Origin of the sequence: Asticcacaulis sp. (genome assembly GCF_020217185.1) — a bacterium.
GTDB lineage: Bacteria > Pseudomonadota > Alphaproteobacteria > Caulobacterales > Caulobacteraceae > Asticcacaulis.
In genome coordinates this window covers 1-10,000 of the sequence record NZ_JAIWNX010000013.1, presented here as the reverse complement: position 1 = coordinate 10,000, position 10,000 = coordinate 1, and the positions used below count along the sequence as shown (strand labels likewise).

The following is a 10,000-nucleotide window of genomic DNA, read 5'->3' as shown; positions in this document are numbered from 1 at the left end:
AAGAGGCCAAGCAGATCGAAAATCCGGTCTGGTTCGTCCTGCGCGGCGAAACGGGCACGAAGTCGCCGCCGGTGACCTTTGGCCTGATGCTCAACCTCGTTTCGGCGGCCAATGCCTCGGACAAAGAGACGCTGTGGGGCTTCCTGCGCGCCTATATTCCGGGGGCGACGCCCGAAACAGAGCCGGTGCTCGACCGTCTGGCCGGTTATGCGCTCAACTATTTCGAGGACTTCGTTAAACCGTCCAAGACCTTCCGTCTGCCCGACGCCAAGGAAAAGGCGGCGCTGATCGACCTGCGTGACCGTCTGGCAGTGCTCGATCCCGAAACGCGCGATGCCGAGGCCATCCAGAACATCGTCTTCGAAGTCGGAAAAGCGCATGAATTCGAGCCCTTACGCGCGTGGTTTCAGGCACTCTATGAGGTGCTGCTGGGGCAATCCCAGGGGCCGCGCTTCGGCTCCTTCGTGGCCATTTTCGGCATCGAACGGACGCTGGACCTGCTTGATCAGGGCATTAAGGGCGAACTGGTATAAAAGGCAGCCTCTTTGGCAACGAAGAGGCTTTCCTTTTGTCTTATGCGTGTCAATCTCCCTGCTGTAACCAAAGGGAGGTGTTCATGCGTGCGTGGCTTATCGGTGCGGCGTTGGCGGTTTTTCCCTCTCTGGCGGGGGCGCACAGCCTGCCCGGTCCCTCAGCTATTGATGCCGAAGTGCACCGGGTCCTGAAAGACACCGGGGCCAAAGGGCTGGCCATCGCGGTCATCGACGACGGCAAGGTCGGCTATGTGCAGGCCTATGGCGTGCGCAACGCCAAGGGTGAGCCCCTGACGACGCAAACCGTTATGTACGGCGCCTCGCTGACCAAGGCGGTGTTCGCCTATTCGGTCATGCAGCAGGTCGATCAGGGGCGTTTGACGCTGGATACGCCTCTGGCGGATATGCTGCCTCAGCCTTTGCCGAGCTATGCGTCGCCCGACATCATCAATCGCTATAGCGACTGGTCGGCGCTGGATGAGCGCTGGCGCAAGCTGACGCCGCGTATTGTGCTGACCCATTCGAGCGGCTTTGCCAACTTCCATTTTCTGGAACCGGATGAAAAGCTGACATTCCATTTCGATCCGGGGGCGCGTTACGCCTATTCGGGGGATGGTCTGCTGACGCTGCAATTTGCCATGGAAACGGGACTGGGCCTCAGTCTGCGCGACGAAACCGACCGTATCTTCAAAGGCTTGGGGATGGTGCGTACCAGCCTGATCTGGCGGCCGGACTTTGCGGGCAATCTGGCCGATGGCTGGAACGACAAGGGGGAGGGTGAGGCGCACGATGAGCGGTCAAAGGTGCGGGTGTCCGGATCTATGGATACGACGATTGCCGATTTTGCGCGTTTTGCGGCGGCCTTTGTACGCGGTGAGGGGCTGAGCGCGGCGTGGCGGGCGGACATCACCAAACGGCAGTTGAAGATCACGACGCGGACGCAGTTTCCACCCTTTCAGCCCGAATTACCGGTGGATCAGCAGCGGGCCGACCTCTATGCGGGTCTGGGCGTGGTGGTGTTTGACGGACCGCAGGGGCCCGGCTTTTACAAGGGCGGGCATAATGACATCACGGCCAATACATGGGTTTGCATTGAAAAATCAAAGCGCTGTGTGGTTATCCTGTCGAACGATGTACGCGCGGAAGCCGGCTTTGCCGCGCTGGTAAGGTTCGTTTTGGGAGAGACAGGCGTGCCCTATGAGTGGGAGTATGGGGATCACGCGGGGAGGTCGTGACGGGGAGGGTTTTGGGGTTTGGAGCCTATGGCCCCAAGCCTTTTCCTTCCCATAAAAATCGCCCGCAGGGGGCGGCTTTTTATGGGAATAAGAAGATGTGGGGTCACGGACCCCACACCCCGAAACATCCCATCACTGACTGGCCCACACAATCCGCGCCATCCACGTCACCTGCGATCGCTCCAGCACCCGATTGGAAAAGTCCGGATTGAGCGACCGCAGCTCAACCTGCTTCTCGGTCAGCCGCACCAGTTCCTTGGCCATGACCTCGCCTTCGCTGGTCTTCACCACCACCCGGTCGCCGCGCCGCAGGTTCTGACGCAGCGGATCGACAATGATACGGTCGCCGTCGCGGTAGAGCGGCAGCATGGAATCGCCTGAAATCTCAAGCGCATAGAGCCCTTCACCCGCCGGCAGGCCGATCTCGTCCCAGCCCTGTCCGACCGGAAACCCCGCATCGTCAAACAGGCCGTCATTGCCCGCCTGCGCAAACCCGATCAAAGGCACACCCTTCGGCACCGGGCGCGGCTCGGTCAGGGCGGCAAAATCGGAAAAGCTCTGGCCCGTCGCCTCCAGCAGCTTGGCCAGACTCTCGGTCGAAGGCCAGCGCGGCCGCGGCGGGTCTTCGCTCGATTGCCGCTTCGACTTGTTGAACGCCGTGGGATCGAGACCCGCCAGTCGCGCCAGTCCCGACGGCGACGTGCCGAGATTCAGCGCCAGACGGTCTATGGCGTTCCAGATTTGCGCGTGCGACAGGGACATGCCGGTTTTCCCGTGAGATGGGAGGAAAATAAATCCGCTTACAGGAAAATCAACTTAATTTATGAATATAGTCCTATTTCCTGCGCCGTGTGGCCAGCGCGCCCCACAGTATCACCCCCAGCACGCTCAGAGTAGAGACCGTCAGCGCCATTACCAGTGTCATCGGCCTGATCCGCCCGTCACTCAGGGCCAGCACGGGCAGCATCACCGAAAGCCATTGACAGCCCCCCGCGATCACTGGCCACGGATGTGGGGATTTCCAGCTCAGGGTAATCAGCACACCCAGAAAAAAGCCGTTCGCGATCAAAGCACTGATGATATAGCCATAGGCACTGCCCCACAGCGCCAGCAGCGGCAGACAGCTCAGGAGCCCGGCGATCCACACACGCTGACGCCCGTCATCGCGGAAAACGCCGTCGATTCGCTGACGGATTGCGCGCCGTAGCCCCTGCGGGCGTCTTGTTTCTACCGGCAACGGGCTCCCCCCCGAAACACCAGAACAGGTCGGGAAGAGTAGAAACATCTATAGATTGTGGCAAGCCCGATTTAGCAAATCAAAAAGTGTGCCTGAAGTGTGGCGATGGGCTGTTCGCGCAGTTCCTGCCACGCCCAGGCCTCAACATTGGCGATGGTGCGGCCGACGCGGTTGATGCGCGCGCGGGCATAGGTGTCAATGGGCTTGCCGGAGCGCAGATACTGCACACTGACATTGACCGGTTTGGGGATCTGATCGAACGTTTCAAACACCGACAACTGCGCCGTGGCGGTCAGTTCCAGAAACGCCCCTATCGTGCCGCCGTGCAGGGCCGGCAGCAGCGGGTTACCGATCAGGTGCGGCGCGAACGGCAGGATGGTCGTCAGTTCATTGCCCGCCATCTCCATGCGCAGATTGAGAAACTGCGCGAAAGGGATGCGGCTGAATAACTCTTCCGGGCCGCTGATCATCAGGTCGGCAATCATGCGTGGGCCTCGCGGTTTTTGAGGCAGGGGTGCGAGATGATAAAGGCCGCCTGCGCCGCGGCGACCGGGTCGCTCAGGGTGTCGTCATAGGCGAAGCCGCGCACGAAGCCGACGCTGCGCGTCAGCTTGTAGCATTTGGCGAGGATAAACAGATCGCGGTTGGGCTGGGCCGGGCGCATATAGTCGATGCGCAAATCCATGGTGGCTATGGGTTTGTATTCATTCAGTTCATCCCAAACCGCCATGCCGCAGGCGTGGTCAAGCAGTGCCGTTACGGCACCGCCCGCGATGACCCCCGTTTCCGGATCACCGACCAGGGGCTGAGCGTAGGGCAGGCGCAGCCGGATGCCGTCTTCGCTGCGTCCGGCATAGCGGGCGCCCAGCGCCTTCATATAGGGGATATTGTCCACCAGAAGGTCGAAACCTTCACGAAAAGGCGCAATTGGCATTGCTTCGCCTCTCTATGTTCTATTATTCAATGGGTTGCTGGAAAGTTCTGATGCGACTTGCCACCTATAAATACGCCACAAAATAGTCTTATTATCTGAGGCACAGGCCTTTTTGGTTACATTGTGACGCATTTTGACCTTCACGTCAAAACGATTGCGCGCCTCACAGGCGATAGTTTGCACTTGCAAATTCGTTGAAACGGTTTCTTTACAGGAGAAACCTTTGTTTCCGTTGCCCAGAGAGTACCCATGACCCCGTCCGATCTTGAAACCGTGCCCGCCGACCGTTCGGCTCTGGTGCTGTTTTCCGGCGGGCAGGATTCGACCGCCTGCCTCGCCTGGGCCCTGACCCATTTCGAGCGCGTGGAAACCATCGGCTTCGACTATGGCCAGCGCCACGCCATTGAAATGACGACGCGCGCCCGCGTTCTGCAACGCTTTCCCGAGGTGTTTGAACCGGCGCGCACGCGACTGGGCGACGATCATGTCGTTGATCTCAAAGGCTTCGGGCGCGTGGCGGAATCGTCGCTGACGCGCGAACAGGAAATCCGCATGGGTGAACGCGGCCTGCCCAACTCCTTCGTGCCGGGACGCAATCTGGTCTTTTTCGTCTATGCGGCCGCCGTGGCGGACCGTCGCGGCATTGATCATCTGGTCGGGGGCATGTGTGAAACCGACTTCTCCGGCTATCCCGACTGCCGCAAGGATACGCTGGAAGCGATGCAAACCGTGCTCAATCTTGGCATCGAGCGGCCCTATATTATCGACACGCCGCTGATGTTCCTGACCAAGGCCGAAACCTGGGCGCTGACGCATCAACTGGGTGGCGAGGCGCTGGTCGATCTGGTGCTCGAAGACACCCACACCTGCTATATGGGTGAGCGCGGTGAGCGCCATGAATGGGGATATGGCTGCGGCACCTGCCCAGCGTGCGAACTGAGGGCACGCGGTTTCGAGCAGTGGCGTAACGGCTGATGGTCTATAGTTTCAAAGAGATATTCCTGACTCTTCAGGGCGAAGGCGGGCAGGCGGGCCGCGTGGCGGTGTTTGCGCGCTTTGCCGGCTGCAACCTCTGGAGCGGGCGCGAACAGGACCGCGCGACGGCCGCCTGCACCTTCTGCGACACGGATTTTGTCGGCACGGACGGCGAGGGGGGCGGCAAGTTCGACACCCCCGAAGCCGTGGCGGCAGCGCTGGATGCGCATTGGGGTCAGATTGACCCGGCGCACAAATCGGTCGTTTTCACCGGCGGCGAACCGCTGCTGCAACTGGATGCGCCGCTGATTGCTGCGGTCAAGGCGGCGGGCTATTTTATCGCGGTGGAATCGAACGGCACGCTGCGCGCCCCCAAAGGGATCGACTGGCTGTGCATCTCGCCCAAGGGCGAAAACCGCCTGCATCAGACGTCGGGGCAGGAACTGAAACTGGTCTGGCCGCAGGAGCGCGTCGATCCGGCGGAATTTGCCGCCATGGACTTTGAGCGCTTCTATTTGCAACCGAAAGACCCGCTGGATCAGGACCCGGTGACGCGCGCTGCCCATACACAGGCCGTGATCGACTATTGTCTGGCCCACCCGCAATGGCGCATGAGCGTGCAGACGCACAAGGTCGTGGGGATCAGGTAGATTTACCCCGGCGCGCCCGGCGGCGGCGCGGCCGCTTTTTGACCATCGACAGCAGCAGGCCTTCGCGCAGGCCGCGATCGGCGACGCGCAGGCGGTCGCACGGCCACAGGCTTTGCACGGCCTCCAGAATGGCGGCGCCGGCCAGTACCAGATCGGCGCGATCTTTGCCGATACAGGGTTCCTGTTCGCGCCCCCTTTGCCCCAATCCCAGCAGACGGTCGATAACCGCGCGGCACTGATCATGCGTCATCCACAGGCCATCGACCTTGGAGCGGTCATAACGCTCAAGCTTCAGGTGCATCCCGGCCAGAGAGGTAATGGCCCCCGACGTGCCGACAATATAGGCCTGCTGCGCATCGAAATGGGGGCGCAAAGGCTCCGGGGCCTTGAAGTCGATCAGGGATTGACGCACGTCCTCGACCATCTGCGCGAACCACGCCTGCTTGTCGCCGTCGGGCGGCTCCGGGAAGCGTTCGGCCAGATTGACCACGCCTTTGGGAATGGAAATCCAGTATTGCGGTCGCGGCGGCTTGCCCCGCGCGGTCAGACCCTGCGGGGCGTTTGCGCCAGTCGTTTCTGCCTCTTCGCCCAGCGGCAGCCATGAAATCTCTGTCGAACCGCCGCCGACATCCATCACAATGGCGGCCCTGGCGTCGCCTTCCAGCAAGGAGGCACAGCCGACCACCGACAGGCGCGCTTCTTCTTCCGGCGTGATAATGGTCAGTTTGAGACCGGTTTCCTTTTCAACGCGACGGACGAAGTCGGGACCGTTTTGCGCGATGCGGCAGGCCTGCGTGGCGACGGCGCGCGTGCGTACCACCGGCCGCCGCCCGATCTTTTCGGCGCACAGCTTAAGCGCCGCCAATGCACGCTCCATGGCGCGATCCGACAGGTTTCCGGTCTGGCTGAGGCCTTCGCCCAGCCGCACAATACGCGAAAAGGCCTCAACGATGCGAAACTGACCATTGTGCCAGGCGGCGATCATCAGGCGGCAATTATTCGTGCCGAGATCAAGCGCGGCATAGAGCGGCGATGCGTCCGTCGTCACCGGACGCTGAGGCGGTCTGTCTTTTTGCGGTTGGGCTTGCGCGGGCGAGGCGACCGGCACCGACTTAACGGTCTGGGCCGCGCGGTGGCCGCTGCCTTTGCGGGCGCGGCGCGGTCCCCGCCTGCGGGGCGGACCGCTTTTTGAGGGAGCCTCACTCATGGTGGCTCATACCCCGCTTTATCAGTATGTGGGACGCAGGGGCCTTTGGCCGCGTCAAGTTACCCTCAACCTAGAACGCATTTTCCTCCGTGCAAAGCGCTTTTGTGTTAATTTCGTCACGGCGCGGACGGGTAATTCTGCAACGACCCACGTGCCGCATGAATTGACGGCGTTTCCGACAACCAAAGGGGGAAGGGGGAAGGCGCAGATGCCGAGTCGCGCTACACCAGACGGGTGGACAATACCGCAACCGAGGGGAGGCGCTGATGATGACCGATTCTGTCTCTGGTTCCGTTACCGGTGCCTATGCCGCCGGTCAGGGGGATCGTGCGGCGCGTTTCGGCATCGGTCAGTTGGTCCGCCACGTCCTGTTCGACTTTCGCGGCGTTGTCTTCGATATTGATCCACAGTTTTCCGATACCGAAGAATGGCTGCTGGCCATCCCCGAAGCGGTGCGCCCGGAAAAGGATCAACCCTTTTATCACCTGCTCGCGGAAAATGGCGACATCTGCTACGTCGCCTATGCGTCCGAGGGCAATCTCTGCCCAGACGACACGGGTATGCCGCTGCGCCACCCGCAGGCCGAACTGATCTTCGAGCGTTTCGAAAATGGCCGCTATCTGCTGAAATCGCGTCTGGCCAATTAAGCGGCTCTGATCCGCGGGGCGTCATCCCCAATCCTGTAAGGGACTGCCGTAATTTTGCCGTGCTGCAATCGTTTCGTCGTGGATAAGGCGGCAGGGTCCGCGCGCGGCTGAAATCGCGTTCAGCCCGCATTCATGATGGTTTCTTTATGATGGCGAATGAAACTGACATAAAAAAAGCTCACCAATTCTGGAAGAATTGGTGAGCCCGCTGGGACTCGAACCCAGGACCCTCTGATTAAAAGTCAGATGCTCTAGCCGGCTGAGCTACGGGCTCATCAAGACGTACCTTACGACCGAAGTCGTTTCGGGTGCGGCCTTCATAGTGGGGAGTTTTTGTTTGCGCAAGCGCAAGGTTCAAGTTTTATGTGTTGTGTTGTAGATAAATGGCGTACAGCAGGGTGCGCGGAGGGACTTTCAGAATGAAGATGTGGCGTATCGCTTCGGCTATTGGCGGAATCGCGTGCCTCTTCGGCCCCCTCAGTGCCTGCGCGAGCAAGCCTGACAAGGTGCAGATCGTCGAATCTCACCCCGTAGAGGCCGCCGACCCCAAGACGAAAAATGATCCGACGTTCACTCAGACCATGCGCAAGAGCGCTTCGGATGTGGGGGACGGCTTCGGGGATGCCATTACCGCGCCGCTGGTGGATCTCAACCTGAAACGTAAGGAAATCCCGCCGGTTCTGATGCGGGCGTCGAAAAACACTTACGATCTGGCCAATCTGGAGAATTGCGAATCCATCGCGGGCGAGGTGGCCCTGCTGGATCAGGCGCTGGGGCCGGATTTTGATGAACCGCCGCCCCCGGAAGGCACCATGACCACACGCGGCGGCAAGATGGCCTCGGACGCGACCCTGACGGCGGTGCGTTCAGCGGCCACCGATGTGCTGCCCATGCGCGGCCTGATCCGCAAGGTGACGGGGGCCGAAAAGCATCAGAAGGCCATGGACCGCGCCATTGCTGCCGGCAATGTACGCCGGGCCTATCTGAAAGGCATCGGGATGAACAAGAACTGCGCCCCACCGGCCGCGCCGTCGTGGTTCGTCCCCAAACAGGCCCGTGTGACGGTGGAAGAAGTGGTCGAGCCGACCCCGGCCGCAGCACCGACACCGCGAAAAATCAACAAACGCAAATAATTACACCGTTGGTATTAAAGCGCCCGTCAGTTTGGGGTGGGCGCTTTCAGATGCGTTTCGTGGAACCATTTGCGGAAGGCCTGAAACTCACCGGCTGCGATGGCGGCGCGCATGCGGATCATCAAGGCCTGAAAGAAGGCGATGTTGTGCCAGCTCAGCAGCACCTGCCCCAGGATTTCCTCGGCCTTGAACAGGTGGTGCAGATAGGCCTTGGAATAGTCGCGGCTGGCCGGACAGTCGCTGGTGGTATCCAGCGGCGTGTCGTCTTCGGCAAAGCGGGCGTTTTTGATGTTGATCGGGCCTTCCCACGTCCACACCTGACCATGGCGGCCAGAGCGGGTCGGCAGGACGCAGTCGAACATATCGACGCCGCGCGCCACGCCTTCGACCAGATCAATCGGCTTACCCACCCCCATCAGGTAGCGCGGACGATCCCACGGCAGGAGCGGCGCGCAGTATTCGAGCGTGTCGCACATGGCCTCATGGCCTTCACCGACGGCCAGACCGCCGATGGCATAGCCGTCAAAGCCGATCTCCAGCAGGCGGTCGGTCGATTCCCGGCGCAAGCGCTCAAAGGTCGAGCCCTGCTGGATGCCGAACAGGGCCTGTGTGTCGCGCTGCCCGAAGGCCTGTTTCGATCGTAGCCCCCAGCGCGCCGACAGTTGCAGCGCCTTTTGCGCGCGCGCTTCGTCGGCGGGCCATGAGACGCACTCATCGAGTTGCATCACGATGTCGGAACCCAGCAGGTCAGCCTGAATCTCCATCGAACGTTCCGGGGACAGGACGTGCTTTGAGCCGTCGATATGGCTCTGGAAGGTGACGGCCTCTTCGGTGACTTTGGAAATCTGCGACAGGCTCATCACCTGAAAGCCGCCGGAATCGGTGAGGATGGGACCGTCCCAGCCCATAAATCTGTGCAGACCGCCCAGTCGCTTCACACGCTCCGCCGACGGGCGCAGCATCAGGTGATAGGTGTTGCCGAGGATGATTTTGGCATGGCTCTGACGCACCATGTCAAGCGTCAGGGCCTTGACCGTGGCGGCGGTGCCCACCGGCATGAAGATGGGGGTCGGGATATCACCACGCGGCGTTTTCAGCACGCCCGTGCGGGCCTGACCATCGGAAGCGGAGATTTCAAAAGGGAATGCGGACATGGGCGGGGTCATACAGAAGGCCGGTCACAGAGTAAACCCGTGATGCCTATCCGTTTCTCCATGTTTCGTAAGCTCCGCGACATAGATCAGACGGATGCTTAAAAGCCGCGTCTTCCTCGGACAGGCGTTGTTGGACTCGCTCCACCCGCAAAAATGGCGTCAACTCACTGTGAACGGAGACAACGGTGGTGCCCCATGACGGTCCGCCTGACTGTGTGCGAATTTCGCACCCTATGCCGGGTGCCAGCGTCTCGGCGTGGCCTGGCCTGCCGGTAAAGTCGCCGAACAGGAACAG

11 protein-coding genes, 1 tRNA gene and 1 pseudogene are annotated in these 10,000 nt (G+C 61.0%); 6 read left to right on the top strand and 7 right to left on the bottom strand.

The annotated features are described in order from the left end of the window. Together lysK and LDL37_RS00655 are read left to right on the top strand one after the other, a co-directional pair. Window positions 1-533, top strand: a pseudogene (lysK, locus tag LDL37_RS00660) (lysine--tRNA ligase); the annotation flags it as partial. An 83-nt stretch (window positions 534-616) separates the two neighbouring features. Beyond that, window positions 617-1,768: a serine hydrolase domain-containing protein gene (locus LDL37_RS00655; protein WP_290792856.1), complete on the top strand. Its 1,152-nt coding sequence runs from the start codon at window positions 617-619 to the stop codon at window positions 1,766-1,768. 132 nt (window positions 1,769-1,900) lie between these two features. On the opposite strand, the gene LDL37_RS00650 is transcribed toward LDL37_RS00655, so the two are convergent. The 4 genes from LDL37_RS00650 to LDL37_RS00635 all read right to left on the bottom strand — a co-directional run bounded on the left by LDL37_RS00650 (window position 1,901) and on the right by LDL37_RS00635 (window position 3,939). After that, window positions 1,901-2,530 (bottom strand): helix-turn-helix transcriptional regulator, encoded by a 630-nt coding sequence (locus tag LDL37_RS00650; protein ID WP_290792853.1) that lies wholly within the window; start codon window positions 2,528-2,530, stop codon window positions 1,901-1,903. A gap of 73 nt (window positions 2,531-2,603) precedes the next feature. Then, on the bottom strand, window positions 2,604-3,005 hold the full coding sequence (locus tag LDL37_RS00645; protein WP_290792850.1) for a hypothetical protein: 402 nt from the start codon (window positions 3,003-3,005) through the stop codon (window positions 2,604-2,606). Between the two features lie 71 nt (window positions 3,006-3,076). Then, on the bottom strand, window positions 3,077-3,490 hold the full coding sequence (locus LDL37_RS00640) for a PaaI family thioesterase (RefSeq protein WP_126423632.1): 414 nt from the start codon (window positions 3,488-3,490) through the stop codon (window positions 3,077-3,079). After that, window positions 3,487-3,939: a PaaI family thioesterase gene (locus LDL37_RS00635; RefSeq protein ID WP_290792845.1), complete on the bottom strand. Its 453-nt coding sequence runs from the start codon at window positions 3,937-3,939 to the stop codon at window positions 3,487-3,489. Before LDL37_RS00635 ends, LDL37_RS00640 begins: the two co-directional genes overlap by 4 nt. A 249-nt stretch (window positions 3,940-4,188) precedes the next feature. Here LDL37_RS00635 and queC point away from each other — a divergent pair, with 249 nt between their 5' ends. Further along, window positions 4,189-4,914, top strand: coding sequence for a 7-cyano-7-deazaguanine synthase QueC (gene queC, locus LDL37_RS00630; protein WP_290792842.1), 726 nt, complete (start codon window positions 4,189-4,191; stop codon window positions 4,912-4,914). Beyond that, window positions 4,914-5,564 (top strand): 7-carboxy-7-deazaguanine synthase, encoded by a 651-nt coding sequence (gene queE, locus LDL37_RS00625; RefSeq protein WP_290792840.1) that lies wholly within the window; start codon window positions 4,914-4,916, stop codon window positions 5,562-5,564. The genes queC and queE overlap by 1 nt, the downstream gene beginning before the upstream one ends. Here the strand turns inward: queE and LDL37_RS00620 are convergent. Further along, window positions 5,557-6,771, bottom strand: a complete 1,215-nt coding sequence (locus LDL37_RS00620; RefSeq protein WP_290792837.1) for a Ppx/GppA phosphatase family protein — start codon at window positions 6,769-6,771, stop codon at window positions 5,557-5,559. The two genes, queE and LDL37_RS00620, sit on opposite strands and share 8 nt — an antisense overlap. A gap of 266 nt (window positions 6,772-7,037) precedes the next feature. On the opposite strand from LDL37_RS00620, the gene hspQ reads away from it, so the two are divergent. Next, window positions 7,038-7,418: a heat shock protein HspQ gene (hspQ, locus tag LDL37_RS00615; RefSeq protein WP_290792834.1), complete on the top strand. Its 381-nt coding sequence runs from the start codon at window positions 7,038-7,040 to the stop codon at window positions 7,416-7,418. 197 nt (window positions 7,419-7,615) lie between these two features. Here hspQ and LDL37_RS00610 read toward each other — a convergent pair. Beyond that, window positions 7,616-7,692: transfer RNA gene (locus tag LDL37_RS00610), tRNA-Lys, on the bottom strand. Between the two features lie 145 nt (window positions 7,693-7,837). Here LDL37_RS00610 and LDL37_RS00605 point away from each other — a divergent pair. Beyond that, window positions 7,838-8,551 (top strand): hypothetical protein, encoded by a 714-nt coding sequence (locus LDL37_RS00605; RefSeq protein WP_290792831.1) that lies wholly within the window; start codon window positions 7,838-7,840, stop codon window positions 8,549-8,551. Window positions 8,552-8,577: 26 nt separating this feature from the next. Here the strand turns inward: LDL37_RS00605 and tgt are convergent, their stop codons facing one another. Next, window positions 8,578-9,705: a tRNA guanosine(34) transglycosylase Tgt gene (gene tgt / locus LDL37_RS00600; RefSeq protein ID WP_290792829.1), complete on the bottom strand. Its 1,128-nt coding sequence runs from the start codon at window positions 9,703-9,705 to the stop codon at window positions 8,578-8,580. Window positions 9,706-10,000 lie beyond the last annotated feature (295 nt).

Bases quoted from the DNA above. Each gene is read 5' to 3' on its own strand.
- LDL37_RS00635 (WP_290792845.1), bottom strand. From the start codon at position 3,939: ATGCCAATTGCGCCTTTTCGTGAAGGTTTCGACCTTCTGGTGGACAAT.
- LDL37_RS00620 (WP_290792837.1), bottom strand. From the start codon at position 6,771: ATGAGTGAGGCTCCCTCAAAAAGCGGTCCGCCCCGCAGGCGGGGACCG.
- hspQ (WP_290792834.1), top strand. From the start codon at position 7,038: ATGATGACCGATTCTGTCTCTGGTTCCGTTACCGGTGCCTATGCCGCC.
- queC (WP_290792842.1), top strand. From the start codon at position 4,189: ATGACCCCGTCCGATCTTGAAACCGTGCCCGCCGACCGTTCGGCTCTG.
- LDL37_RS00650 (WP_290792853.1), bottom strand. From the start codon at position 2,530: ATGTCCCTGTCGCACGCGCAAATCTGGAACGCCATAGACCGTCTGGCG.
- LDL37_RS00640 (WP_126423632.1), bottom strand. From the start codon at position 3,490: ATGATTGCCGACCTGATGATCAGCGGCCCGGAAGAGTTATTCAGCCGC.
- tgt (WP_290792829.1), bottom strand. From the start codon at position 9,705: ATGTCCGCATTCCCTTTTGAAATCTCCGCTTCCGATGGTCAGGCCCGC.
- LDL37_RS00605 (WP_290792831.1), top strand. From the start codon at position 7,838: ATGAAGATGTGGCGTATCGCTTCGGCTATTGGCGGAATCGCGTGCCTC.
- queE (WP_290792840.1), top strand. From the start codon at position 4,914: ATGGTCTATAGTTTCAAAGAGATATTCCTGACTCTTCAGGGCGAAGGC.
- LDL37_RS00655 (WP_290792856.1), top strand. From the start codon at position 617: ATGCGTGCGTGGCTTATCGGTGCGGCGTTGGCGGTTTTTCCCTCTCTG.